Origin of the sequence: Bradyrhizobium lablabi (genome assembly GCF_900141755.1) — a bacterium.
Classification (GTDB): domain Bacteria; phylum Pseudomonadota; class Alphaproteobacteria; order Rhizobiales; family Xanthobacteraceae; genus Bradyrhizobium; species Bradyrhizobium lablabi_A.
Genome location: NZ_LT670844.1, coordinates 966,528 through 992,114, shown reverse-complemented (window position 1 = coordinate 992,114; position 25,587 = coordinate 966,528). Strand labels below are relative to the sequence as shown.

Annotated in this window: 26 protein-coding genes and 1 pseudogene; 20 read left to right on the top strand and 7 right to left on the bottom strand. The window is 62.4% G+C overall.

Going from position 1 to position 25,587, the window contains the following annotated elements:
* The first annotated feature begins 79 nt into the window (after positions 1-79).
* The 13 genes from B5526_RS04735 (at position 80) to B5526_RS04675 (ending at position 11,213) form a co-directional block, all read left to right on the top strand.
* Positions 80-1,024 carry a carbohydrate ABC transporter permease gene (locus B5526_RS04735; RefSeq protein ID WP_079544696.1) on the top strand — a complete coding sequence of 315 codons (945 nt, stop codon included), beginning with the start codon at positions 80-82 and terminating at the stop codon, positions 1,022-1,024.
* On the top strand, positions 1,021-1,974 hold the full coding sequence (locus B5526_RS04730; protein ID WP_079537158.1) for a carbohydrate ABC transporter permease: 954 nt from the start codon (positions 1,021-1,023) through the stop codon (positions 1,972-1,974). The genes B5526_RS04735 and B5526_RS04730 overlap by 4 nt, the downstream gene beginning before the upstream one ends.
* Positions 1,971-2,174 carry a hypothetical protein gene (locus B5526_RS04725; RefSeq protein WP_079537157.1) on the top strand — a complete coding sequence of 68 codons (204 nt, stop codon included), beginning with the start codon at positions 1,971-1,973 and terminating at the stop codon, positions 2,172-2,174. Before B5526_RS04730 ends, B5526_RS04725 begins: the two co-directional genes overlap by 4 nt.
* 6 nt (positions 2,175-2,180) lie before the next feature.
* Positions 2,181-3,278, top strand: a complete 1,098-nt coding sequence (locus B5526_RS04720) for an ABC transporter ATP-binding protein (protein WP_079537156.1) — start codon at positions 2,181-2,183, stop codon at positions 3,276-3,278.
* Complete coding sequence (locus B5526_RS04715) at positions 3,271-4,308, top strand: ABC transporter ATP-binding protein (protein WP_079537155.1); 1,038 nt, start codon at positions 3,271-3,273, stop codon at positions 4,306-4,308. The genes B5526_RS04720 and B5526_RS04715 overlap by 8 nt, the downstream gene beginning before the upstream one ends.
* Entirely contained in the window at positions 4,305-4,919 is a 615-nt protein-coding gene (dhaL, locus tag B5526_RS04710) for a dihydroxyacetone kinase subunit DhaL (RefSeq protein ID WP_154071129.1), read from the top strand. Before B5526_RS04715 ends, dhaL begins: the two co-directional genes overlap by 4 nt.
* Positions 4,916-5,308 carry a dihydroxyacetone kinase phosphoryl donor subunit DhaM gene (gene dhaM, locus B5526_RS04705; protein WP_079537154.1) on the top strand — a complete coding sequence of 131 codons (393 nt, stop codon included), beginning with the start codon at positions 4,916-4,918 and terminating at the stop codon, positions 5,306-5,308. Before dhaL ends, dhaM begins: the two co-directional genes overlap by 4 nt.
* A gap of 13 nt (positions 5,309-5,321) precedes the next feature.
* Positions 5,322-5,603, top strand: a complete 282-nt coding sequence (locus B5526_RS04700; RefSeq protein WP_079537153.1) for an HPr family phosphocarrier protein — start codon at positions 5,322-5,324, stop codon at positions 5,601-5,603.
* Complete coding sequence (gene ptsP / locus B5526_RS04695) at positions 5,593-7,203, top strand: phosphoenolpyruvate--protein phosphotransferase (RefSeq protein WP_079537152.1); 1,611 nt, start codon at positions 5,593-5,595, stop codon at positions 7,201-7,203. Before B5526_RS04700 ends, ptsP begins: the two co-directional genes overlap by 11 nt.
* Positions 7,200-7,619 carry a hypothetical protein gene (locus tag B5526_RS04690; RefSeq protein WP_079537151.1) on the top strand — a complete coding sequence of 140 codons (420 nt, stop codon included), beginning with the start codon at positions 7,200-7,202 and terminating at the stop codon, positions 7,617-7,619. Before ptsP ends, B5526_RS04690 begins: the two co-directional genes overlap by 4 nt.
* A gap of 130 nt (positions 7,620-7,749) precedes the next feature.
* On the top strand, positions 7,750-8,739 hold the full coding sequence (dhaK, locus tag B5526_RS04685) for a dihydroxyacetone kinase subunit DhaK (protein ID WP_079537150.1): 990 nt from the start codon (positions 7,750-7,752) through the stop codon (positions 8,737-8,739).
* 165 nt (positions 8,740-8,904) lie between these two features.
* A complete protein-coding gene (locus B5526_RS04680) occupies positions 8,905-9,288 on the top strand; it encodes an NUDIX hydrolase (protein WP_079537149.1) in 384 nt (127 codons plus the stop codon).
* A gap of 230 nt (positions 9,289-9,518) precedes the next feature.
* Positions 9,519-11,213, top strand: a complete 1,695-nt coding sequence (locus tag B5526_RS04675) for a Na/Pi cotransporter family protein (protein WP_079537148.1) — start codon at positions 9,519-9,521, stop codon at positions 11,211-11,213.
* Between the two features lie 136 nt (positions 11,214-11,349).
* Here the strand turns inward: B5526_RS04675 and B5526_RS04670 are convergent, their stop codons facing one another.
* Positions 11,350-12,003 carry a glutathione S-transferase family protein gene (locus tag B5526_RS04670; protein WP_079537147.1) on the bottom strand — a complete coding sequence of 218 codons (654 nt, stop codon included), beginning with the start codon at positions 12,001-12,003 and terminating at the stop codon, positions 11,350-11,352.
* 117 nt (positions 12,004-12,120) lie between these two features.
* Between B5526_RS04670 and B5526_RS38360 the strand changes: the two are divergent.
* Positions 12,121-12,318 (top strand): annotated as a pseudogene (locus tag B5526_RS38360) (transposase); the annotation flags it as partial.
* Between the two features lie 885 nt (positions 12,319-13,203).
* Here the strand turns inward: B5526_RS38360 and B5526_RS04660 are convergent.
* A complete protein-coding gene (locus B5526_RS04660; protein ID WP_079544694.1) occupies positions 13,204-13,803 on the bottom strand; it encodes a cupin domain-containing protein in 600 nt (199 codons plus the stop codon).
* A gap of 181 nt (positions 13,804-13,984) precedes the next feature.
* Between B5526_RS04660 and B5526_RS04655 the strand changes: the two genes are divergently transcribed.
* From B5526_RS04655 to B5526_RS04640, 4 genes are read left to right on the top strand one after another with little or no spacing between them, the layout of a single operon-like run.
* Positions 13,985-14,752 (top strand): ABC transporter substrate-binding protein, encoded by a 768-nt coding sequence (locus B5526_RS04655; protein WP_079537145.1) that lies wholly within the window; start codon positions 13,985-13,987, stop codon positions 14,750-14,752.
* A gap of 17 nt (positions 14,753-14,769) precedes the next feature.
* Positions 14,770-15,423, top strand: a complete 654-nt coding sequence (locus B5526_RS04650; protein ID WP_079537144.1) for an amino acid ABC transporter permease — start codon at positions 14,770-14,772, stop codon at positions 15,421-15,423.
* The gene (locus B5526_RS04645) at positions 15,420-16,151 is read left to right on the top strand and encodes an amino acid ABC transporter ATP-binding protein (protein ID WP_079537143.1); all 732 of its coding nucleotides are present in this window, start codon (positions 15,420-15,422) and stop codon (positions 16,149-16,151) included. The genes B5526_RS04650 and B5526_RS04645 overlap by 4 nt, the downstream gene beginning before the upstream one ends.
* An 18-nt stretch (positions 16,152-16,169) precedes the next feature.
* Positions 16,170-17,462, top strand: a complete 1,293-nt coding sequence (locus tag B5526_RS04640) for an NAD(P)/FAD-dependent oxidoreductase (protein WP_079537142.1) — start codon at positions 16,170-16,172, stop codon at positions 17,460-17,462.
* Here the strand turns inward: B5526_RS04640 and B5526_RS04635 are convergent.
* A complete protein-coding gene (locus B5526_RS04635) occupies positions 17,457-18,887 on the bottom strand; it encodes an amidase (RefSeq protein WP_079537141.1) in 1,431 nt (476 codons plus the stop codon). The two genes, B5526_RS04640 and B5526_RS04635, sit on opposite strands and share 6 nt — an antisense overlap.
* 25 nt (positions 18,888-18,912) lie before the next feature.
* Entirely contained in the window at positions 18,913-19,461 is a 549-nt protein-coding gene (locus B5526_RS04630; protein WP_079537140.1) for a cupin domain-containing protein, read from the bottom strand.
* Positions 19,462-19,672: 211 nt separating this feature from the next.
* Here B5526_RS04630 and B5526_RS04625 point away from each other — a divergent pair, with 211 nt between their 5' ends.
* Together B5526_RS04625 and B5526_RS04620 are read left to right on the top strand one after the other, a co-directional pair.
* Complete coding sequence (locus tag B5526_RS04625) at positions 19,673-20,953, top strand: aspartate aminotransferase family protein (RefSeq protein WP_154071661.1); 1,281 nt, start codon at positions 19,673-19,675, stop codon at positions 20,951-20,953.
* A 67-nt stretch (positions 20,954-21,020) separates the two neighbouring features.
* Positions 21,021-22,286 carry a D-amino acid dehydrogenase gene (locus B5526_RS04620; protein ID WP_079537139.1) on the top strand — a complete coding sequence of 422 codons (1,266 nt, stop codon included), beginning with the start codon at positions 21,021-21,023 and terminating at the stop codon, positions 22,284-22,286.
* Here B5526_RS04620 and B5526_RS04615 read toward each other — a convergent pair whose 3' ends face one another.
* Genes B5526_RS04615 through B5526_RS04605 form a run of 3 tightly spaced genes read right to left on the bottom strand, consistent with a single transcriptional unit; the run spans position 22,287 to position 25,584 of the window.
* Complete coding sequence (locus tag B5526_RS04615; RefSeq protein WP_079537138.1) at positions 22,287-23,576, bottom strand: aspartate aminotransferase family protein; 1,290 nt, start codon at positions 23,574-23,576, stop codon at positions 22,287-22,289. It abuts the gene before it with no gap.
* Complete coding sequence (locus B5526_RS04610) at positions 23,567-24,640, bottom strand: phosphotransferase (protein WP_154071126.1); 1,074 nt, start codon at positions 24,638-24,640, stop codon at positions 23,567-23,569. Before B5526_RS04610 ends, B5526_RS04615 begins: the two co-directional genes overlap by 10 nt.
* 8 nt (positions 24,641-24,648) lie before the next feature.
* Entirely contained in the window at positions 24,649-25,584 is a 936-nt protein-coding gene (locus B5526_RS04605; protein WP_079537136.1) for a 2-hydroxyacid dehydrogenase, read from the bottom strand.
* Between the last annotated feature and the right edge of the window lie 3 nt (positions 25,585-25,587).

Below are 25,587 nucleotides of genomic sequence, written 5' to 3'. Positions count from 1 at the left end.
CCGCAGGTTTCCCGGTCCCCAAGGGGATCGGGAGACTGCCTCCTCGAGCGTGTCCGGATCCGTGAACGACAGGACCAACATGAGCACTCTCGCCGAGCAGGCCGTTGCCCGGACCCCACGCCGACTGCGATTGCGGTTCGGCAAGATGTCCGACAAAGCCATTGCCTGGCTTTTCATTACGCCATCGGTGCTGCTGCTGCTCGCAATCAACATTTTCCCGCTGCTGTGGACGATCCAGCTCTCCTTTACCAACTACCGGGCCAATCGTCCGAACGCGCCGATCAAGTACATCGGCCTCGACAATTACCGCGACATATTAGGCGATACCGAGGTGTGGCACGCCATGCAGGCGACCGCCCATTTCGTGCTGTGGTCGATCGCACTCGAACTGGTGCTCGGCTTTGGGCTGGCGCTCCTGATCAACCGCCGCTTCCGCGGTCACAGCTTCTGGACCACCATCATTCTCTTGCCGATGATGCTGTCGCCCGCGGTGGTCGGAAATTTCTGGACCTTTCTGCTGCAGCCGCAGATCGGGCTGTTCAACAGCGCGATCGCGCTTTTGACCGGGGTCGACCCGAGCTCGTTCCAGATGATCGGCGACGTCAAGCTCGCGCCCTGGTCGATCATCATGGTCGATACCTGGATGTGGACGCCCTATGTCATGCTGATCTGCCTTGCGGGTTTGCGCTCGATCCCGGATTACATCTATGAGGCAGCCGAGGTCGATCGCGCCTCGCCCTGGCGGCAGTTCTGGTCGATCACGCTGCCGATGGTGATGCCGTTCCTGATGCTCGCGATTCTTTTTCGCGCGATCGAGAACTTCAAGATGTTCGACATGGTCAATCTCCTGACCTCCGGCGGCCCGGGATCGACGACGGAAGTCGCCTCGATCACCTTGAAGCGCGAGGCGTTCGAGAAATGGCGCACCGGCTATTCGTCGGCGCTCGCCATCATTCTCTTCGTCACCGTCTTTGGCGCCGCAAACATCTACGTCAAGGCCCTCAACCGGGTGAAGCAGCGATGACAATGACCGCCAGCGCCTATTCCGTCGCCGAACCGTCACGATGGTCGAAGATGACGGCCTCGATCATCGTCGCGACCTATGCGATCGTGACCATTCTGCCCTTGCTGTGGATTTTCCTCACGGGATTCAAGACACCGCCGGATTCGATCGCCTATCCGCCAAAAATTCTGTTCGAGCCCTCGGTCGAGGGCTACGTCAATTTGTTCACGACGCGCTCGCGGCAGACGCCGGAGTTCCTGGCGAGCTTGCCGCCGCCGCAGACCTGGTACGAGCGCCTGGTGCGCTCGCGCAACATGGTGATCGGCGGGCCCTCGAAGGTGGTGCCGCGCTTTGTCAACTCGATGGTGATCGGATTCGGCTCGACCTTTCTTGCGGTGTGCTTTGGGACCATCGCCGCCTATGCATTTTCCCGCTTTCGGGTGCCGCTCGCCGACGATCTGTTGTTCTTCATCCTGTCGACACGGATGATGCCGCCGATCGCGGTCGCGATCCCGATCTACCTGATGTTCCGCAATCTCGGACTGACCGATACAAAACTCGGGATGATCCTGCTCTATACCGCCGTCAACGTTTCGCTCGCGGTGTGGCTGTTGAAGGGATTCATGGATGAAATCCCGCGCGAATATGAAGAGGCGGCGATGGTCGACGGCTACACGCGGCTGCAGGCCTTCTTCAAGGTGGTGCTTCCGCAGGCCACGACCGGGATTGCGGCAACCGCAATCTTCTGCCTGATCTTTGCCTGGAACGAATATGCCTTCGCGGTGCTGCTCACCAGCGGCGACGCGCAGACGATGCCGCCTTTCATCCCCTTCATCATCGGCGAGGGCGGCCAGGACTGGCCCGCGGTCGCGGCCGCTACGACATTATTCTTCATCCCGATCCTGTGCTTCACCATCCTGCTGCGTCGCCATCTGTTGCGCGGCATCACCTTTGGAGCGGTGCGCAAATGACCGAGAGACTGGCGCAATCCGTATCGAGATGGCCGCTCTGGCTCCGTCGCGGCCCCTGCGAGGGCGTGGCGATGGCGCTGATCGGGCTTGGCGTCGTGATGCTGATGCAACCACTGTCCCTGAACCTTTATGGCTATTCCTTCGTCACGATCCTGGCTGGCACGCTCGGCTTTGTGATCGTCAGCCATTTTCCGGATTGAGCTGATATGGCAGAGATCAGGGTCGAGCACGTCGCCAAGACATTCGGTCACTTCACCGCCGTCAAAGGCGTGGACTTTACGGTCGAGCAGGGTTCGTTCTTCGTCATCCTCGGTCCCTCAGGTTGCGGCAAGACCACGACCTTGCGCATGATGGCGGGCCTCGAACTGCCGACCTCGGGCCGCATCCTGCTCGACGGCGAAGACGTCACCGCGCTGCCGGCATCGGCGCGCGACATCGCCTTTGTGTTCCAGTTGTTTGCGCTCTATCCACACATGAATGTGCGCCAGAACATCGGCTTCCCGCTGAAGTGCCAGAATTACCCGCGCGCCGAGATCAAACAAAGCGTGGAGGAAACGGCGAAACTACTCCGGATCGATCACCTGCTGGACCGCCGCGTCGGCGGGCTATCGGGCGGCGACCGGCAGCGCGTCGCGCTCGGCCGCGCCATCGTGCGCAGGCCCAAGGCTTTTCTGATGGATGAGCCGCTGGGCGCGCTCGATTCCGAGTTTCGCAGATTGATGTGCGGGGAGCTCCGCGAATTGCACGACCGCATCGATGCCACCACCGTCTACATCACCCACGACCAGCTCGAGGCGATGGCGATGGCGGACCGTATCGTCATCATGAATCAGGGCTGTGTCGAGCAGATCGGCACGCCGCAGGAGATCTACGATCGGCCCAATACGATGTTCGTGGCCGATTTCATCGGCGCGCCGCCGATGAGTTTTCTTAAAGTGCAGGCCGCGCTGCAGCGCGGTGATCGCAGTATCAGGATCGACGGCGCCGCGATCGAGATGCCGGAAGTTTTTGTAGATCGCGCCGAGGGCGAGTTTGCGCTTGGGGTGCGGCCCGAGAATGTGTCGTTTGCGGATGCCTCGCAGCTTCGAGGCCGGGTGATCGGCGCCGAATATCTCGGCACGACGCAGATCGTCACGGTGACAACAGCCAACGGGCAGGTCAAAGCGCGGCTGCCGTCGGGCAAAGCAGTGCGGGTTGGCGAACAGGTCGGGCTGGCGTTGCGGCCGGACCGGCTCTCGCTGTTCGACGCTTCGAGTGGGCAGGCGCTGTCCTCGGCGCTCTACGCGGGGGGACGTCATGGCTGAGGTCGCCCTTGTCGAAGTGAGCAAGAGTTTTGGCGCGGTCGAAGCGGTGCGTGACCTGTCGCTCTCGATCGCGAATGGCGAATTCGTCGTGCTGCTTGGCCCGACCGGCGCCGGTAAGACGACGACGCTGCGGTTGATCGCCGGTCTGGAACAGCCCGATCGCGGCAATGTGGTGATCCAGGGACGCGACGTCACGGCGGAAGTGCCGGCCGAACGCGACGTTGCCTTTGTATTCCAGCAATATTCACTTTATCCGCATCTGACGGTCTACGACAATCTGGCCTTTCCATTGCGCTCTCCGGCGCGACGCATCAATGAGACATTGGTGCGGCGGCGCGTCCTGCAGGTCGCGGAACTGCTTCACATCCAGCTCAAGCTCGACAATCGCGCCACCGCGCTTTCCGGCGGTGAAATGCAGCGGGTCGCGATCGGCCGGGCGCTGGTCCGTGAGCCCGCGGTTTATCTGATGGACGAGCCGTTGTCCTCGCTGGACGCCAAACTTCGCGCCGAATTGCGCCTGGAGCTCAAGCGCATCCAGCGCGAATTGGGAACGACGATCCTCTATGTGACGCACGACCAGATCGAGGCCATGACCATGGCGGACCGGATCGGCGTCATGAGCGAGGGTGTTTTGATTCAACTCGGCGCACCGCGCGAGATTTACGAACGGCCGAACAGCGCCTATGTCGCAAGCCGGCTCGGGACGCCGGCCATCAACCTGATCCCTGCCGAGCTTCTGGGTGCTGACAAGATGCCGCGCGAGGCGCGAACCGTGGGCTTGCGGACCGAGCATATCAAGATTTCGTCGGCGGATCGTCCCGGACCGCTGGCACAGGTCCATTGGGTGGAGCATCTCGGTGATCAGAACCATGTTCATCTAAAACTCGCCACCCATTCGCTGGTGACGCTCGCGGACCCGGTCCAGGAGCTCAAGGCAGGCGATCAGGTTTCGCTCGAATTTACCGACCCGCTTTATTTCGATTCGGTCGGCAAGCGGATTGGTCTCGATGGGGCAGGGGGGCGTGCATGACGATCGACCGCGAAGCCCGCAAACGCCTGTTCGAAACCGTCGCGCGCCGGGTCATCGCCAGCGCCGATGAGTTGACCGATCTCGATCGCGCCATCGGCGATGGCGACCACGGGGCCAACATGAAGCGAGGTTTTGAGGCCGTGCTGGCGGCCGTGGATGACCTTTCCGCCAGAACTCTCGGCGAGTCGTTGAAGGGCGTCGGCACGACGCTTGTGATGAGAGTTGGCGGCGCCTCGGGTCCGCTCTACGGCACCCTGTTCATGTCGCTCGGCAAGTCGCTGACAGACGAGGTGACGCGCGAGCAGGCCGCCGAGGCATTTGCGACCGCGATCGAGGCCGTCAAGGCGCGGGGAAAATCCGACATCGGCCAAAAGACCATGCTCGACGTGCTGCTCCCCGTGGCGCGGGTATTGCGCGAGGGCGGGGATGACATCACCACGCGGCTGAAGGCGACGGCAAGGGAAGCCGCCGAAAGAACCATCCCGATGCGGGCGATCCGCGGGCGGGCGTCGTTTCTGGGCGATCGCAGCATCGGTCACATGGACCCCGGCGCGCGATCCTCCGCGTTGATCGTCGACGCGGTCGTAGAAGTTATGGAAGGACTAGCATGAGCGAGAATGTCGGAATCGTCATTGTGTCCCACTCGGCGGACGTCGCCCGGGGCACGGCGCTCATGGTCGAGCAGATGGTCGGCCGCGAGGTGCCGCTGGGCTGGTGCGGCGGAGACCCCGGCGGCGGATTGGGCACCAGCGTCGAAGCAATCATGAAGGCGATCGACCAGGCGTGGTCGGAAAAGGGTGTCGCCATTCTGGTCGATCTCGGCGGCGCGGAAACCAACAGCGAGATGGCGATCGAAATGCTGCCCGAGGAGCGGCGCGGCCGTGTCGTCGTCTGCAACGCGCCGGTCGTCGAGGGCGCGGTGATGGCGGCGACCGAAGCGGCTTCGGGAGCGACGCTGGAGGCCGTGCGTCGCACCGCCGAAGAGCTGACGCCGGTCTGATGCGGGGCATGCGATGAACAAGCATCAGGCATCGGTGCTAATGCGACACGAGGTGGGGCTGCATGCGCGCCCTTCCGTCAAGCTGACCAAACTCGCAAAAGCCTTCGAATCACGTATCGACCTCGGCCTGTCGCCGGATGGTCCCTGGGTCGACGCCAAGAGCATCGTCAAGGTGATGGCGACCAAGGCGCCGAAGGATTCGACGATTTATTTTCGCGCGGAGGGGCTTGATGCGAAGGCTGCACTTGAGGCGCTGGTGACGCTGGTCGACGGAGATTTTCAGGATGGACGATAGAACGCGGCGAGCCGCGCAACGCATCGAAGGCAGACCCGCTGTTCCCGGAATAGCGCTGGGCCCGCTGGTGCGTTTGGCTCCCGCAAAGCACGATTTGCGTCAATCCCGAACCGTGGCGGAAGAACATCGGGCGCTGGTCAAGGCGCTGCTGGCTGCCAAAGCGGATCTCAGCATGCTCGCACAGCAAGCTGGCGACGATGACGCGGAAGCCATTTTGTCGTTTCAGATCGCGCTGCTTGAAGACGATAATCTTGGCGAGCCGGCGTTTGCGCTGATTGCCGGCGGCGAGGCCGCGCACCGCGCGTGGAGCGCAGCCCTGGCCTCGCAAATCGCATCGTTCGATGGCGCCGACGATGCTTATTTCCGCGCCCGCGCCTCCGATCTGCGCGACTTGCGCGATCGAGTGCTGCGGCATCTGGCGGGTGAAGCTGATCAGACCTTGCCATCCGGTGTGATCGTCGCCGCCGACGACATGCCGCCCTCGATGTTTCTGGCGACCGACTGGCGCGACGGCGGGTTGGTGTTGCGGCGCGGAAGTCCCTCCAGCCATGTCGCCATTCTCGCGAGATCGCGCGGCGTGCCGATGATCGTCGGCGTGGACGTCGATCGCCTCGAAAACGGCACCGACGCGCTGCTCGACGGCGAGGCCGGGTTTCTGATTGTCAATCCCGATAGCGACACGCAGGCGATCTATCATCAGCGTCGTGCCGAGCAGTCGGAGGCCCGGCAGGCGATGGCGTCGTTCGTTGGTCCGGCGCGCACGGCCACCGGCGAACCGGTTCAGGTCATGATCAATGTCACTGGTCTGGCCGAGCTAAGAGGTCTCGATCCCGCCCATGTCGACGGCATCGGCCTGATGCGGACCGAGTTTCTGTTTCAGGGCCGCGAGAAACTTCCGACCGAGGAAGAGCAATACCAGACCTACAAGCGCATGCTCGAATGGGCCGCGGGCAAGCCGGTGACCATCCGCACGCTCGACGCGGGAGGCGACAAACCGATCGCGGGGCTGACGCAGGAAGGCGACATCAATCCATTCCTCGGCGTACGCGGCGTGCGGCTGTCATTGCGGCATCTCGACGTCTTTCGCGCCCAGTTGCGGGCGCTGGCCCGCGCAGCGACTTCGGGAAATCTCAAGGTCATGATTCCGATGGTGACCGCGCCGGAGGAGCTCGATCAGTGCCGCGCGCTGTTCGAGCAAGTCCTTGAGGAGCTGCGTCGCGAGGATATAGAGGCAAAAATGCCGCCACTCGGCATGATGGTCGAGGTCCCGGCGGCGGCGTTGACCATCGAGGATTTTGATGCCGACTTCTTTTCCATCGGCAGCAATGACCTGATCCAGTATGTGGCGGCCGCGAGCCGCGACGAACCGCAACTCGCTGATCTCGCCCGTCCGTCCCGCGCCGTGTTCAGTCTGATCAGGCATGTCGTGGAATATGCCGATCGCGCGGGCCGCGAAACGAGCCTCTGCGGCGACCTCGCGGGCGAGCCCGGGCAGGTCGCAGCACTGCTCGATCAGGGCTTGCGCATTTTCTCAGTCGCGCCCGGAGCGCTCGGACCCGTGCGGGCCGCGATCGCGCGTTACACCGGCCCCGCCGCATGAGCACGCAACCAACGCCTGCGGGTTCGCAGGATCTGATCGCCGCCTACAAGGCGGTGCTGCGGGACGTGCTGGACAAGCGGCCGTCCGGCATGCGCCAGCGTCTGGCCGAAGCGCTCGGCAAGAATCGCAGTTTTATCACGCAGATCGCAAACCCGGCCTATCAGACGCCGATCCCGGCCCAGCATGTTCATTCCATCATCCAGACCTGCCATTTCTCGACCCAGGAACGGGACAAGTTTCTCGAAGCCTATCACCGGGCGCACCCGCGGCGCCTATTGCTCCTGAAAGAGCGGGAACGATCCAGGCGCCTCACATTGATGCTGCCGGATCTTGGGACCGAACAGAAGAACCACAAGCTGGACACGCTACTCAGCGAATTCGCGGAAAAAGTCGCAAGGCTGATCGAGGACACCTGACGCTTAGAGCATGATCCGGAAAAGTGGTCGCCGGTTTTCCGAAAAGATCATGCTCAAAACAAGAAGTTAGAGCGGGATGACGATTCGAAGAAAAGTCATCACGCTCTAAAGACCATCATGGGAGGACGGGATGAAGAAGTTGATCAACGCCGTCGAGGATGTGGTGAAGGAAAGTCTCGCCGGATTCTGTTCGGCGCATTCGGATATCGTGCGTATCGGCGAGCAGGCGCCGTTCGTGCAGCGCCGGCATCTGACGCTCGGCAAGGTGGCGCTGGTGTCCGGCGGCGGCTCCGGACACGAGCCGCTGCATGGCGGATTTGTCGGGCAGGGGATGCTGGATGCCGCGGTTCCCGGCCAGGTCTTCACCTCGCCGACGCCCGATCTCATTCTCGCTGCCGCCGAGGCTGCGGATACCGGCGGCGGCGTCCTGTTCATTGTCAAGAACTACGAGGGTGACGTCATGAACTTCGACATGGCGCGCGAGATGTCGGAAAGATCGATCGCGACCGTGATTACCGATGACGACGTCGCGGTGGAAAAGTCGACCTTTTCGACCGGGCGGCGCGGCGTCGCCGGCACGCTGATCGTCGAAAAAATCGTCGGCGCCGCCGCCGAAGAGGGGCGCAACCTTGCGGCGCTCAAAGCGCTCGGCGACCGCGTCAATGCGGCCACGCGCTCGATCGGGATCGCGCTGACGAGCTGCACGGTTCCGGCGGCCGGCAAACCGACATTCGACATCGCCGAGGACGAGATGGAAATCGGCGTGGGGATCCACGGCGAGCCCGGCCGCCGTCGTGTGAAACTCAAGCCGGCGGCCGAGATCGCGGCCGAGATGGTCAATGCCATCACCACTGATCTCGGCGAGCGCGCCCGCGGCGAGGTCATTCTTCTGGTCAACGGTTTTGGAGCGACGCCGCTTTCGGAGCTTTATCTGATGTATGACGCGGTCCGCAGGCCGCTCGAAGCGGCCGGCTGTGTCGTGGCGCGGTCGCTGGTCGGCAATTTTGTCACCTCGCTCGACATGGCCGGCTGTTCGGTGACGGTGTCTGTGCTGGACGAGGAAATGAAGCGTCTGTGGGACGCACCGGTGCACACACCGGCGCTGCGCTGGGGGATCTAGCTGCCCAGCCAATGACCCGGAGCGTAAGTCGGCACCTCGCGCAGGACGTCCGCATTCCATCCGTCGGCAAGCATCCGCCCGTTAGGTAGCGCCTGCAATTGCGTCGAGGACCGATCGCTATAAAATCGTGCAAATGATTCGATGTTTGGGCGGTGCTTAACAGTAATGGCGAAGTCATCAAAACTCGTTGCGGCAAAGCGCGGGCGGGTCTTGTTGGTGAGAAGAAGGCGCGACCGGTTATGGATGTTCCCGGGGGGTCGCAGGCGTGGGCGGGAAACGGAAAAAGATTGCCTTCGCAGGGAAATCCGGGAGGAGCTTCCAAAGCTCAGGCTGGGCCGCTTGAAGCTCTGGAGAGAGGTCAAGGCCAAGAATCCCAGATCAGGGCGGAAAATGAGCGATGCTATTTTCATCGCCAATAAAGCCTTCGGTCGCCTCGCGATCGGTGACAAGAAGGAAATAGATAAGGCGACGTGGCGCAAACCACGGGGCATCCGGTTAACACCTACCTCTCGTTACATCCGCGACAAACTGTTCCCTAAGCGGGGCTAGAGCATGATCCGGAAAAGTGGGTACCGGCTTTCCGAAAAGATCATGCTCAAACAGAAAGATAGAGCGGGATGACGATTCGAAGAAAAGTCATCATGCTCTAGTGGCCCCCATTCGCCGATACAAGGGAATCTGGCGGCCGCTCGCAGTGGCTACCCGCTGCAATATGGGATTGATCCTGTCTCCTTTGCTGATAGCCTGACCGTTCGACTCCAATTTCGAAGCGAACAGTCATGGGAAGTTTGGTCCTTCTCGACCTGATGGGTGGCGTGGCATTGCTGCTGTGGGGCCTGCATATGGTCCACAGCGGAATCCTGCGCGCGTTCGGCCCCGATCTGCGCAGGCTTCTTGGCCAGGCTTTAAGAAATCGCTTCGCTGCATTCGCGGCGGGAATTGGTCTCACCGCGCTCTTGCAGAGCAGCACCGCGACGGCTCTGATCACCAGCTCGTTCACGGCGGAAGGCCTGGTGAGCCTTGTTCCGGCACTCGCGATCATGCTCGGCGCGAACGTCGGGACCACGCTGATTGTCCAGATCCTGTCGTTTAATATCGCAGCCGTCGCGCCGGTTCTCTTCATTCTCGGGCTGGTCGCATTTCGTAGCGGAGCGCGCTCGCGCATCAAGGACGTCGGCCGCGTCTCGATCGGTCTCGGGCTGATGCTGCTGGCGCTGCATATCCTTCTGGATACGCTGGCGCCCGCGGAGAACGCTCCCGGCGTGCGCGTCTTCATGAACGCCATCACCAGCGATCCTGTTCTGTGCATCGTGATCGGCGCGGTCATCACCTGGATCGTGCATTCAAGCGTCGCCTCCGTATTGCTGATCATGTCGCTGGCCTATGCGCACTTCATCTCGCCTTTTGCGGCGCTGGCGCTGGTGCTCGGCGCCAATCTCGGCAGCGCCATCAACCCTGTCTTCGAGGGCGCCCGCCGCGACAACCCTGCGAGCTATCGCCTCCCGCTCGGCAATCTCATCAATCGGCTGGTCGGCGTGCTCCTGGTCGCGCCATTCCTGCGCCCGATCGCCGAGACATTGCAGGCGTGGCAACCCGACCTCGCGAAGCTGACCGCCGAATTTCACATCGCATTCAACGTCGCGACGGCGATCATATTCATCGGCCTGCTCGACGGCATGGCGCGGCTCTTGGAAAAGCTGCTTCCAAATCGGGTTCAGGAAGCCGACCCGTCGCGGCCGCGCTATCTCGACGACAGCGCGCTGGCGACCCCGTCGCTCGCGCTGGCGGATGCCGCGCGCGAAACGCTGCGCATGGGCGACCACGTCGAGGTCATGCTGCGCAAGGTGATGGCCGCGATCATGACCAACGATCGCGCATTGGTCGATCAGGTGTCCAGGATGGACAACAGCGTCGATGGTCTCGATGAGGCGATCAAGCTCTATGTCACCAAGCTGACACGCGGCAGTCTCGACGAGCGCGAGGGGCAGCGGGCGATGGAGATCATCTCCTTCGCCATCAATCTTGAGCATATCGGCGATATCATCGACAAGAATTTGAGCGAGTTGGCGACAAAGAAGATCAAGCGCCGATTCCAGTTTTCCGCCGAAGGCGCAGAAGAACTGTCGGCATTCCACAAGCGAACCATGGACTCGCTTCGGATCGCGTTCGGCGTCTTCATGTCGGGCGACGTCAATGAAGCCCGCAAGCTCCTCGCGGAGAAGGCGCTGCTGCGCAATACCGAGCTTGCCGCTACCGAAAAACATCTGGACCGCTTGCGCGAGGGCCGCCCTGAGACCATCGAGACCACATCGCTGCATCTCGATGTGCTGCGTGATCTCAGGCGGATTCACTCGCACATCTGTTCTGTCGCTTATCCCGTGCTCGACGCCGCGGGCGGGTTATCCGCCAATCAGCACGCCAGGAATGAGGTGGTAGCGATCGCCAAGCCAACCGAGCTTCCATCAGCGCGGTGACGAAAAACTGCGTCCATGCCCGCGTTGAGTCCGAAATGTGTCGCATGACGGGCTTTGCGCCGACGAAACTAGAGTCAGGACCCATAAACTGAACGAAAAACTAGGATAACGACTTCGAGCCCAGGATGGACCTCAATCAGCCGGTCGGTGGCTTGCCGGTGTAAACCGCCAATTGAGCGTCGAAAGCCCGCTTGTAGGCGGGCCGCGCTTCGCCGCGGGCGACATAAGCGGCCAGGTTCGGATATTCGTCCAGAATGCCCGATGATTTCAACCTGAGCAGCACCGACACCATCATCAAGTCGCCCGCGCTGAACGCACCATCGAGCCAGTCCGCATCGCCCAGGCGACCGGAAAGTTTGGCCAGCCGGTCGCGGACGCGATCCTCGACCAGAGGCAGGCGCTCCCCATACCAGGTCTTGTCGCCCTCCAGGAGCCTGGCGGTTTCGCGTTCAAGGATCGGCGGCTCCACCGTGTTGAGCGCGGCAAACATCCATGTGATCGCGCGCGCCCGGGCATTGGCATCGCCCGGCAGCAAGCCCGCATGGCGCTCGGCGATATGGAGCACGATCGCCCCTGTCTCGAACAGTGCGAGATCGCCTTCCTCATAAGTCGGAATCTGGCCGAAAGGATGAAGCGCCTGATGCGCGGGTTCCTTCATCGCATGGAACGAAACAAGACGAACCTCGTAGGGTTGGCCCACTTCTTCAAGCGCCCAGCGAACGCGCGTATCACGCGCCAGTCCCTTGCCGCCATCGGGTGACCGTTCAAAGGCGGTAATGGTGATGGTCATCGTGAGGCTCCTCCTTGGCGAAAATCATCGGCTGCGGGGCTGGCAAGCTGTCAAGGCAAACTCACCGAGATTGAAGACGATCCCGTTCCGCGTCCGGTTTGTCCGCATAGCTCGCCATGCATTCCACCGCGAGCCAGGCGCCGGTTGCCCGCAACATACTGCAAGACTTTGTATCGACAGCGCCACAAGGTCGAGAACATGTTCGCAAAGCTAAAAGACCGGCGGCGTATCTCAATGCGCCACGACCGCTGCGCCCACACATTCTTCAGCGCTATCTGCATCGCGGCAACTGTTATCTTTTGGCTCGGTCAATGAGTCCTGACCCTAATGAGTACGCGCCTCTCGCAGGACCATGAATGAGGGTGACCCGACGGGCAAATCAGTTTGCTCTCCGATCGTCCGATGCCCAGTCCCCTTTACAGAAAAATTTCTGAATTTCCGAATTTTTCACTTGCCGCCTGACCCAAATCACTCCTATATCCCCTACCGTCCTGTCCCACAGAGGGGCGGCTCGAGATCGTCACGGACGCGGGACAGGATGCGGTGGACGCGGATGCGCTCTTGACGAACGGCGTATGAGGCGGACGGCGAAGACGTGTGGTCCTGACGCCCCGACGCTGGCGTCAAGTTTGGCGGAGCAATCCGCTTAGCGACGGTGGCAAGAAAGCCCGGTCGCCGGGGAGAGCACGAAATAAACCGTAAACCATTGCGCGGGGAATGCTGGGTGAAACCGGTGTGACCTGACTAACGCGTGTGCGTTCTACCACTATCATTGCACACGCGGCTATCGGGCGCATCGGGCGCCCGGCATTCCCTGCGCCCTCTGATTTGAGAGGGCCAACGGTTCATGCACGACCCGGGCGCATCGCGCCGCGGGAACGCGAAGGTGTGTTTTGACGTCATTGCGAGGAGCGACTTGTCCGCCGAAGCTCAACGAGCGAAGGCGGAAGCGACGAAGCAATCCAGCTTTCTACTTCGCCGCGCAAAAGCTGGATTGCTTCGCGGAGCCTGTTATCGGACGCCCATTCGCGCGACCCGTTGGCTCGCAACAACGGATTTCACAACGAACGTGCCGCATTCTCAGTTGTCATCACCCGCGAAAGCGGGTGATCCAGTATTCCAGAGGCGTCAGTGATAGAATCGAAAGGCTGCGGCGTACTGGATACCCCGCTTTCGCGGGGTATGACGACTGTTAGTTGCTCACGACACCGCCGAGACGCAATTCACCCAAAGCACGACGGCCTTGACGTCGGGCGACGGATTGCTGAACCGGTGCGGGCGGCGGCTGGAGAAACGGAAGCTGTCGCCTTGCTTGAGCATCCAGCTTTCGGCATCGACGGTGAGCTTCATTTTGCCTGACAGCACGAGGCCGGCTTCTTCGCCGTCATGGGTATAGAGCTCGTCACCGGTGCTGCCGCCGGGCTCCATATGGACGAGAAACAGATTGAGGCGGCCTTCCGATCCGGCCGGGCTGAGCAGCTGTTTGGAGATGCCGGTGCGCCACAGGTTCAATTTCGCCCGTTTAGCTTCGCGGGTGACGATCGCATCGGATGCGGTCTTGGTGCTCTCCTTGGCGCCGAACAATCCGGCGATGCCGACGCCGAGCACGTCCGCGAGCGTCGCCAATACCCGCAGCGAAGGCGAGGACAGGCCGCGCTCGATCTGGCTGAGAAAGCCGATCGAGAGACGGGTGCGGGCGGCAACCTCCTCGAGCGACATGGCGCGGGAACGCCGCAAGTCGCGGATCCGCTGCCCGACCGCGACATCCATCGCCGGCTTCGCCTTGGCCGGTTTGCTCATTCGCTTGCCGCCGCTCACGTCAAACCGCTTCCTTCATGTGCATGAAAATCCCTTGCACGCTAGCCGGCAATGTGACCATAATTTCACGATTGTGAAAATAGGCTTGGACGGCGAAACGCACAATAGCTGTGTGGCAAACAGAATATGCGCCGGCCGGTGCCCAACCGTGTGAGAGGGTACGATGCTTTTCAAACGTCTCGTTCAGGCCGCGACCGCGGTTCTCGCCCTTGCTGTTGCGACGCCCGGGTCCGCGCAGCAGGTGCTCAAGGTGGGCTCGACACCTACCGGCGTGCCCTTCACCTTCCTCGACACCAAGACCAACAGCATTCAGGGCGTGATGGTCGATCTCGTCACCGAGATCGGCAAGGATGCCGGCTTCCAGGTGCAGATCGAGCCGATGCAGTTCTCCACGCTGATCCCGTCGCTGACGTCGAACAAGATCGACATCATCTCCGCGGCAATGTTCGCGACCGCGGCGCGCAAGGAGGTGATCGACTTTTCGGATGCCGTCTACACCTACGGCGAGGGCCTGATCGTGCCGAAGACCGACACCAAAGCCTACGTCGCGCCGGAAGATCTGAAGGGCGAGGTGATCGGCGCCCAGGTCGGTACAGCTTTCGTCGACGCATTGAAAAAGACCGGATTGTTCGGTGAGGTCAAGGCCTACGACACCATTCCCGATATTCTGCGCGACGTGAACACCGGCCGTCTCAAGGCCGGTTTCGCCGACTATCCGATCCTTGCCTACAATCTCAAGCAGGGCAATTTTCCGGAGGCGCGCCTCGTCGATTCCTACAAGCCGACCATCGTCGGCACCGTTGCGATCGGGGTCCGCAAGGGGGATACGGAGTTGCTCGCGAAGATCAACACTTCGCTCGTCAAGCTCAAGGGAAACGGCACCGTCGACAAGATTCTCGACAAATGGGGACTGAAGGCCCAGGGCGCATGAAAAGGGCCCATGTATAGATGCAGAAATTTCTGCATGACGCGGCCGAGTTCTTGCCGATCCTGCTGCAAGGCGTATGGCTGACGATCCTTGTCACCATCGGCTCGTTGATCCTGTCGACCATTCTCGGATTGTTATGGGCGCTGATGCGGGTTTCCGGCCTGCGCGCGCTGTCCGGCTTGAGCGCCGCCCTGATCAATTTGATCCGCGGCATCCCGATCATCGTGCTGCTGTTCTATCTTTACTTCGTGATGCCCGATTTCGGCATCACGCTGACCGCGCTGCAGGCGGCGATCCTCGGGCTCGGCATCGCTTATTCGGCCTATCAGGCCGAGAATTTCCGGGCCGGGATCGAGGCCATCGACAAGGGCCAGATCGAGGCCGCGCAGACCATCGGCATGGGCTGGTGGTTGACCATGCGCCGCGTGGTGCTGCCGCAGGCGGTCCGCATCGTGCTGCCGCCGTACGGCAACATCATGATCATGCTGTTGAAGGATTCCTCGCAGGCATCGACCATTACGGTTGCCGAACTTGCACTGCAGGGGAAATTGATCGCGTCATCTACCTTCAAGAACACCAGCGTGTTCACCCTGGTCGCGCTGATGTATCTCACCATGAGCATCCCGCTCATCCTTTTGGTCCGGCACCTCGAGAAGCGGGCGGGCCGCCGATGATCGAACTGCGCGACGTCCACAAGAGGTTCGGTGCGGTCGAGGTGCTCAAGGGCATTTCGGCTTCCGTCGAGAAAAGCGAGGTCGTCTGCATTATCGGCCCGTCGGGCTCCGGCAAGTCGACCATTCTGCGCTGCATCAACGGCCTGGAAAGCTATGACGCCGGCGACATTTTTGTCGAAGGCGCGCGGGTCGACAGCAAGGCTCCATCGATCGTCGCGATCCGGACCCAGGTATCGATGGTGTTCCAGCGCTTCAATCTGTTTCCGCACCGCACCGCACTCGACAACGTCGTCGAAGGGCCGATCTATGTGAAGAACGAGCCGCGCGCCGAGGCACTCGAGCGCGGCCGTGCGCTGTTGGCGCAAGTGGGCCTTGGCGAAAAGGCCGGCGCCTATCCGGCGCAGCTTTCGGGCGGCCAGCAGCAGCGCGTCGCCATTGCGCGGGCGCTGGCGATGCAGCCGAAGGCGATCCTGTTCGACGAGCCGACCTCGGCGCTCGATCCCGAACTGGTCGGCGACGTGCTTTCGGTGATGCGCAAGCTTGCCGATGACGGCATGACCATGGTCGTAGTCACGCACGAGATGGGATTTGCCCGCGACGTTGCCGATCGGGTGCTGTTCATCGATGGAGGCGTCATTGTCGAGCAGGGCGCGGCGAAACCCATGCTCAATCAGCCGCAGCACCCGCGGACGCAGGATTTCCTGCGCCGCGTGCTGCATCCGTTGTGACGCGAGTTTGATCATACGATGCCAACCCACAAATCTTTTGCACTACCGCCGAGCCTTTATGCGGACACCGCCGTCGCACCGGTTCCGACGCCTCCGCTCGACGCCGACAAGAACGTATCGGTCGCGATCATCGGCGGCGGATTTGCCGGACTTTCGACGGCGCTGCATCTCGCCGAGCAGGGCACGGATACAATTGTCCTCGAAGCGCAGGAGCCGGGCTGGGGCGCGTCGGGCAACAATGGTGGCCAGCTCAATCCGGGACTAAAACTCGATCCCGACACGATCGAGGCGAATTTCGGCGCCGACCTCGGCCCGCGCATGATCGCGTTCGCCTACAACACGCCCGTGTTCACGCTCGATCTCATCCGCCGTCTTGGTATCGCCTGCGAAGCGCGACAGAACGGCACGCTGCGCGCGGCCTATCACGAAACCAACGCGGCTGCCGTCGAGGACACCGCAAAACAGTGCATCCGGCGCGGCATGCCGGTCAGCGTGCTCGACCGCAACGCTGTGCTGGAGGCAACCGGAACGGATCGATATGTCCGCGCCATGCTGGATCGGCGCGGCGGCGATCTGCAGCCGCTGAGCTATGCCCGCGGTCTTGCACGGGCGGCTCTCGCTGCCGGCGCCGCGATTCATGGCCAGACGCCGGCGACCTCGTTGCGGCGCGAAGCTGGACGATGGCGTATCGAGACGCCGCGCGCGGTGGTGCGGGCCGAGAAGGTGCTGATCGCCACTAACGGTTTTACCGACGATCTCTGGCCCGGCCTGCGACGCACCATTGTGCCGGTGTTCAGTTCGATCACAGCAACCGAGCCGCTGCGTGAGGATGTCGCGCGAAAAATCATGCCGACGCGGTCGGTGCTGTACGAAAGCGGCCATATCACCGTCTACTACCGGATCGATGCGTCGAACCGCCTCTTGATGGGCGGCCGCGGTCCGATGCAATGGATCAGGGATCCATCCGCGGTCGCCTATCTCATGCGCTACGCCAGCAGGCTGTGGCCGGCGCTTCGCGGTGTTCGCTGGACCCACGGCTGGAACAGCCGGCTTGCCATGACCGCCGATCACTATCCGCATATCCACGAGCCGGGACCAGGCGCGCTAGTCTATCTCGGCTGCAACGGCCGCGGCGTCGCACTTGCGACCGCGATGGGATCGCAATTGGCGCGGCGGTTGATCGGGGGCGAGACGGCCGGGATCGACATGCCCATCACAAGTCCAAAGCCAATTCGCTTTCACGCTTTCTGGCCCGTAGGCGTGAGGAGCGTCGTGCTCTACGGCCGAATTCGCGATCGTCTCGGCTTATAGTGTTGAGTCCGGCCAGCGGCCAAGGAGATCTTGCGACGCCTCGAACAGCGCGCTGACCCGCAGCAACTCGACGTCGCCGCGAAAGCGGCCGACCAGCTGAATTCCGATCGGCAGGCCGTCGGAAGCAAAGCCGCAGGGCAGGCTGACAGCCGGGTGCCCCGTCATGTTGAACGGCATGGTCCACGGAAACCAGTTTGAGCGAACCTCGTTGAACACTTGCCCGTCGATATCGATCGTGCCGAACAGCTCCTGGTCGATCGGAAGCGCGGTGCGGGAAAGCGTCGGCATCGCCAGCACATCGGCACCCTGCAGCAACGATTGCACGCGCCGGAACAATGAGGTGCGGTCGAACATGGCCTGTTGAAAGTCGACGCCACTGACCTTCTCGGCCAAAGCCAGCTGCTTTAGGAATGTCGCGCTCAATTGGTCGCCATGATCGGCCGCAAGCTTTTCGAACCGGGTACGCCATATGGTGTGATTGATGGCGCGCCAGATCGGCTCCACATCAAATCCGTCACCGGGCATTTCTTCGACCTCGGCGCCGAGTGACTCGAGCTTGGCAAGGCTCGCCTTGAAAGCTTTGGCGACATCCGCCGCGACCGATCGGCCGGAGGGCGCCAGGCAAAACAGAATCTTGCGTCCGCGCAAATCACCGTGCGCCGCCGCGCCGCCAATAAAATCCTGCGTGGGAATGCCGATCGACCATGGATCGGAAGCATCTTCCCCGGTCATTGCCTGCATCATCAGGGCGGTGTCCGCGACCGTGCGCGTCATCGGGGTGACATAGGTCTGATTGCCGAAAGCGTCTTGCACCTGGCTGTGGGGGATCATTCCGTTGCTCTGCTTCAATCCGACGACGCCGTTGCAGGATGCCGGTATTCGCGTCGAGCCGCCGCCATCGGTGGCGACCGCCAAAGGCGCGATGCCGCTCGCAACCGCGACCGCGGCGCCGCCGCTCGAGCCGCCGCTGGAGCGCGCGCGGCTCCAGGCATTGCGGGTGCGGCCGAACAAAGGCGAGTCGGTCAGGCACTTGGAGCCGAATTCCGGTGTCGTTGTCTTGCCGACAAGAATGGCGCCTTGCGCGCGCAGCCTGGCGACACAAACTGCGTCGTGATCGGGCACGTTTGTCTTGTACGGAACCGCCCCAAACGTCGTACGCACGCCCTTGGTATTGACGATATCTTTCACCGTGAAGGGAATGCCGTGCAGAAGACCGAGCGGCGCGCCGGTCATGACCGCGTGCTCCGCTTTTCCGGCGTCGGCCATGGCTTGATCGCCGCAAAGCGTGATGAAGCAGTTCAATTCGGGGTGCAGCCGCTCGGCGCGCGCCAGCACCGCGCGGGTGATTTCGACCGGAGAAACGTCCTTGGCGAGAATGCGAGCGCGAAGCTCGGTGGCAGACAGGAAGCACAGTTCTTCGCTCATCTCGAAACGAACTCCGGTTGCGGCGTCAGAAGGTCGGCGGCGTGCAGGCGCTGATCAATTCGCAGGGTTTGGCGCCGACGCAGCGGAAACGATGCGGCCGGCGGCTTTCGAAATAATAGGCGTCGCCGGGGCCGAGGATACGGCGTTCGCTGTCCACCGTCACCTCCAGCCGGCCGGACAGAATGATGCCGCCTTCTTCGCCATCGTGCACCAGCGGCACGCGTCCGGTGTCGCCGCCCGGTTCGTATCGCTCTTTCAGGATCTGGAGCGCGCGGCCGAACAAATTGTCGCCGATCTGACGATAGGAGATCGGCCCTTTGCCGATCTCGCTCAACTCGTCGAAACGGTAAAACGCCTTGCGCGGCCGGTCGGGTTCGAGCGCGAAAAACTCCGCCATGCCCATCGGGATGCCGTCGAGAATGCGCTTGAGCGCGCCGACCGACGGATTCATCTGGTTGGCTTCGATCAGCGAGATCGTCGAGTTGGTCACCCCGGAACGTTTGGCCAGTTCGCGCTGGGATAGTTTGTTGCGGCTGCGGACGAATCGTAACCGTTCGCCGACATCGATGCTCATCGTCGCTCCCAGGGGTTGGTAAGGCTGTTTCTAGTGTTGCGGATCGAATGAATATTATCGATCGGATACAGCAAAATCAATGAGTTAGGTAACAGAAGAAAAGGACTTGCTGTACATTCGTCAACATGATGTCGATACCGCAAGCCGCCAAAGGAGCCAGCCCGTGACAGTCCACCAGATTCCCAACACGCAAAACCTCGACGCGTTCTGGATGCCGTTCACCGCCAACCGGCAGTTCAAGGCTGAGCCTCGTTTGATCGCCTCCGCCGAAGGCATGTACTACACGACCGTCGACGGCCGTAAGGTGATCGACGCCTCGGCGGGGCTATGGTGCGTGAATGCGGGCCACGGCCGGCGCGAGATCGCGGATGCGGTCTCGCGGCAGTTGATGACGCTGGATTATGCGCCGTCGTTCCAGATCGGGCATCCCATCGCGTTCGATTTCGCCGAAAGGCTCGCGGCGATCGCACCGCGCGGATTGGACCGCGTCTTCTTCACCAATTCCGGCTCGGAGTCGGTCGACACCGCGCTCAAGATCGCGCTAGCTTATCAGCGTTCGGCCGGTCAGCCGACCCGCACCCGCCTGATCGGCCGCGAGCGCGGCTATCATGGGGTCGGTTTTGGCGGCATGTCGGTCGGCGGCATCGTCAACAACCGCCGGGCCTTCGCAACGCACCTTCCTGGCGTCGATCACCTCGGCCACACCCATGATCTCGCCCGGAACGCTTTTTCCAGGGGGCAGCCCGCGCACGGCGCGGAGCTTGCCGACGATGTCGAGCGTTTGGTCGCGCTGCATGGTGCGGAGACGATCGCGGCCGTCATCGTCGAGCCGGTTGCCGGCTCGACCGGCGTATTGATACCGCCCAAGGGTTACCTGCAGCGCCTGCGCGCACTGTGCGACAAGCACGGCATCCTGTTGATCTTCGACGAAGTGATCACCGGCTTCGGCCGCCTCGGCGCGCCCTTTGCCGCCGACTATTTCGGCGTCACGCCCGATCTCATCGCGTCCGCCAAGGGCATCACCAATGGTTCGGTTCCGATGGGCGCGGTGTTTGCAAGCCGCAAGGTCCACGACGCACTGATGGTCGGACCGGCAAGCCAGATCGAGCTGTTCCACGGCTATACTTATTCCGCCCACCCGGTCGCCTGCGCCGCCGGGCTCGCGACGCTGGAAATCTACCAGAAAGAAAAACTGCTCACCCGCGGCGCCGCGCTCACCGAATATTGGCAGGACGCGATGCATTCGCTGCGAAGCCTGCCGAACGTGATCGATGTCCGCGCCATTGGCCTTGTCGCCGGCATCGAGATGTCGCCGCGGAAAGATGCGGCCGGTGCGCGCGCCTACGAGCTCATGGTCGACTGCTTCAACCGCGGCCTTGTGCTGCGCAGCACCGGCGACACGGTCGCGATGTCGCCGCCGCTGATTGTCGAGCGCAGCCATATCGACGATATCGTGGGAATACTCGGCGACGCGCTGAAGCGCGTGGCCTGAAGCTTGCCTTAGCTTGTCGGTTGCGGAAATCTCCACAGCTTGCGGCCGCAACGGAGCATAGACGATCGTGAAGGTACTGGTTCTCGGCGGCGGGGTCATCGGCGTGACCACCGCCTATTACCTTGCGACGAGCGGGCACGAGGTTACCGTCGTCGACCGTCAGGCGGAGCCCGCGCTCGAGACCAGTTTTGCCAATGCCGGCGAGGTGTCGCCTGGCTATTCGTCGCCCTGGGCCGGCCCCGGCGTGCCGATCAAGGCGATCAAGTGGCTGTTGATGAAGCATGGTCCGCTGGTGATCCGGCCGAAGCTGGATCCGGCAATGTGGCTTTGGCTCATCAAGATGCTGCGCAACTGCACCTCGGCGCGGTATGCGGTCAACAAGAGCCGCATGATTCCGCTTGCGGAATATAGCCGCGACTGCCTGCGCGCATTGCGGGCGGAGACAGCGATCCATTATGACGAGCGCAGCCGCGGCACGCTGCAATTGTTCCGCAAAACGGCCCAGCTCGACGGCACCGCCGAGGATATCGCGGTATTGAAACAGTATGGCGTGCCGTATGAAGTGCTCGACCGCGACGGCTGCGTCGGGGCTGAGCCGGCGCTTGCCGCCGTGAAGCACCGGATCGCGGGCGGCTTGCTACTGCCGCAGGATGAGACCGGCGATTGTCACATGTTCACCCAGGCGCTCGCTGCCCGCGCCGGAAAGCTCGGCGTGCAGTTTCATCTCAAGACCACGATTGAGCGGCTGATGGCGGACGGCTCGAAAATATCAGGCGTCGCAACAAGCGCGGGCGTGCTGCAGGCCGATGCCTATGTCGTCGCGCTCGGCAGTTGGTCGCCGCGTCTGACAAGACCGCTCGGCATTTCGATCCCCGTCTATCCGGTCAAGGGCTATTCGATCACCGTGCCGATCGTCGATGCCGAAGCAGCGCCGGTGTCAACGGTGATGGATGAGAGCTACAAGGTGGCGATCACGCGGCTCGGCGATCGCATCCGGGTCGGCGGCACCGCCGAAGTTTCAGGCTATTCGAGCAGCCTCCATGAAGCGCGGCGGGCGACGCTCGATCACTCGCTGACTGATATGTTTCCGCGCGGCGGCGATCTCGCGAAAGCCACGTTCTGGAGCGGGTTGCGACCGATGACGCCCGATGGTCCGCCGGTGATCGGGGCAACGCGCTATGCGAACCTCCATCTCAATACCGGCCACGGCACGCTCGGCTGGACCATGGCGTGCGGGTCCGCGCGCGTGCTCGCGGATTTGCTGTCAGGCCGCAAGCCCGAGATCGACACGGCTGAACTTGCCCTGGCTAGATACGAAAATCGCTTTGGCTGATCAGGCCTGATGCAGGGCGAGCAACGCTTGATCCAGCCTCTCAACGAGCAGGTCGGCGTGGTCGGCTAGGAACACCAGCGGTGGCCGGATTTTTAAAACATTGGCATGCGGCCCCGCAGCGCTGATCAGCACGCGCCGCTCGCGCAGCATGTTTACGATGGCAGCGCTTTCAGCCGTGGCCGGCGTCCCGGTGGCGCCGCCGTGCCGCAGCTCCACGCCGATGAACAGACCGGCGCCGCGGACTTCGGCGATCAAGTCGTGCCGAGCCTGCAACTGTCTGAGACGTTCGACCAGATAAGCGCCGGTCCGTCGGGCGTTTTCCATCAAGCCCTCGGCTTCGATCACCTCGAGCACGGCGATCCCCGCCGCTGATGATACCGGGTTGCCGCCAAAGGTGTTGAAGTAGCGCGACCGCGCGCCGAACTCGGCCAACAGATCCGGACGCGCGGCCATGGCGGCGACCGGATGGCCGTTTCCCATCGGCTTGCCCATCGTAACCAGATCCGGAACGAGACCGTGGCGGGCAAAACCCCACATCTGCTCGCCGGTGCGGCCGAAGCCAGGCTGCACTTCGTCGGCAATGAAAAGGCCGCCGGCAGCTCGCACCGCTTCGACCGCCGGGCGCAGGAAACCGCGCGGGTCGGCGAACACGCCGTCACTCGAGAAGATGGTGTCGACCAGCAATCCCGCCGGGCGAATGTTGTTTTGCTTCATGTCGTCCAGCGCGTCGCGAACGTCGCGCGCGAAGATCTCGCCGGTGTCGTCGCCGGCCGACCGCGGCGCCGCCACCAGCCGCACGTGGCTGTCCTTTGCCGCGGGCAACCCGAGCGAAGGCGAAAGCTCGGTCAGCGCGCAGGTCACGCCGTGATAGGCGGTTTCCGTGGCAATGAATCCGGTGCCTCCGGTACAGGTCCGAGCCACGCGCAGCGCGAGGTCGTTGGCTTCGCTGCCGGTGCAGGTGAACATGACGTGGCCGATCTCGGCCGGGAAGGTGGCGAGAAGCTTCTCGGCGTAATCGAGCACGGTTTCGTGCAGGTAGCGCGTATGCGTGTTGAGCAATGCGGCCTGGCGCGCGATGGCCTGAACGACGTGCGGGTGACAATGTCCGACGGCGGCGACGTTATTATAGGCGTCGAGATAGGGCCTGTTCTCGCGGTCGTAAAGCCAGACCCCTTCTCCCCGAACCAATTGCACCGGCTGCTCGTAGAACAGCCGATAGGCCGGTCCGAGCAGGCGATTGCGACGCGCGATCATGTCGCGTGTCGAGACGGCCTCGTCGTTTACGGACATCTGTCTTGCTCCGAATTTCCGGCGCGCTTGATCTGTTGCGTCGCCTCGGCCCGGGAGAGCTTTACGATCCGGCTGAGCCGCGCCCAGGCGCCTTGATTGTTGCGTAGAATATACTCCCGGTTCTCCGGGTAACGGTGGGCTCGCCAGCTAGAGATCACAACGGTCATGGCCATGCGCGTGGCCATCAGATCGAACACTATATCGAATTCGGCCGGATCGAGCGGCGAGACCGCATGATAGGCCGCGATCAGTTCGCAGGCTGGAGCGAGGGGATCATCGCTATCCGCAACTTGGTAGGCCGCCGCGATAGCGAGGTCGTTGACGCGGGCGGTGAAGGTCAGATCGCCGAAATCGATGATGCCCGTGATGTTTTCGTTACCGGGATCGACCACGACGTTATGCGGGTTGAGATCGTTGTGAACCGGCTGCGCGGGCAGGTGTGGCAGCGCGGGAAGCGCGTGAGCCTCAAAGCTGTCGAGAAAATGCTGCACCAGACCGCGCCGGTCGGCGGGGACGGCATCGAGAAGCGCGCGCAATTCGGCGGCGTGCTGAAGATCCCAGAGCAGCTTGTGATTGGCACCGGCATGCCTGAAATCGCGAAGGCCGCGTGCAAGCCTTGCCGCGCAGCGGCCGAGATCGCGCCGCAGTGCTGCGGACGCTCCGACCGAGTGCATCGGCGTTCCCGCCAGGAAGGACAAGAGGCGCACGATCCGGGTCGAGCCGTCGTCAAACTTTATATCAAGCTCGCACGCGCCGTTCAGCGCTGCGAAGATGCGCGGGATCGGCAATCGCCGGTCCGCGACCGCGAGGTGGAGCAGGGCCTCGGTCTGCAGATTGGTTACCGCGCGGTCTTCTGCGGGATTGGCGATCTTGAGAACATATTCGCGGCCATCCAGAGTTCGCAGCCTGAAATTGTCATCGCGCTCGCTGTTGAGCCGAAGCGCCGTCGCCGGCAAGCCATAATACTCAGCCGCGAGTTGTTGAGCGCGCGATTCGGGGATAGCGGATGCCGCGCGCAAACCGTCGATCGGATGGGCGGCAGCGATGGTTGGGAGCGGGTTCATCGCCACGTTCAATAGCCGCGTTGGCGGTCGATCGCGTGCGGCGGCCGTTGGCCGGTTCGTATCGCATCCGCCGTTGCGATCAGAGTAGAAGCGACGGCTTCGACGCGGACTTCGCAGGCGTCGTGCGGCGTCACAACGATTTTCGGATGACGCCAGAACGGATGAGATTGTACCAGCGGCTCAGCCGCGAACACGTCGAGGGCGGCACCCGCAAGCTGGCCGCTCTCGAACGCCGCCAGCAGATCATCGTCGACGAGGTGTTCGCCGCGGCCGACCTGAATGAGATAACCGCCGCGCCGCATTGTGTTGAACAGTTCGCTGTTGAGAATGCCCGTTGTCTCCTGCGTCAGCGGCAACAGGTTCACCAGCACTTCGGTTTCGGCGAGCATGGCGGAAAGGCCCGAAGCGCCGTGGAATCCCTTAACCGACGGAGGTGTCGGCTTCGCACTTCGGCTCCATACCATCACCGGGAAGCCGAGCCGGGCAAGATCGGCGGCCACCCTCTGGCCGATTTCGCCGTAGCCGAGAATCGCGACAGGCACGTCCTGTGCCGCACGTTGGTGCTGACGCCGCCAGATTCCGTCACGTTGCTGATCCAGATAGGCCGCAAAACGCCGCTGATGCCAGATCACATGCCAAAGGACAAAACCCGACATCATCTGCGCTTGCGCGGGATCGACGACGCGAACCACGTCGATATCGGGCCGCAGGCTCGGACAGGCGATGATGTTGTCAACGCCCGCGCCGATGGAGCAGACGGCCTGCAAATTGGGGTAATACGCGAAGGCGTCGTCCGGCGGATGCCAGGCGACGGCGAGGCGGATATCTTTATCCGGTCTGTTTTGGCGATGGTCGACGATTTCGATACGCTCGGCGATGCGCTTGAATTCCGCACCAAGGTAATCGCGCAGATCGAGGCTGCCGCTGACAAGAGCGCAACGCATTTC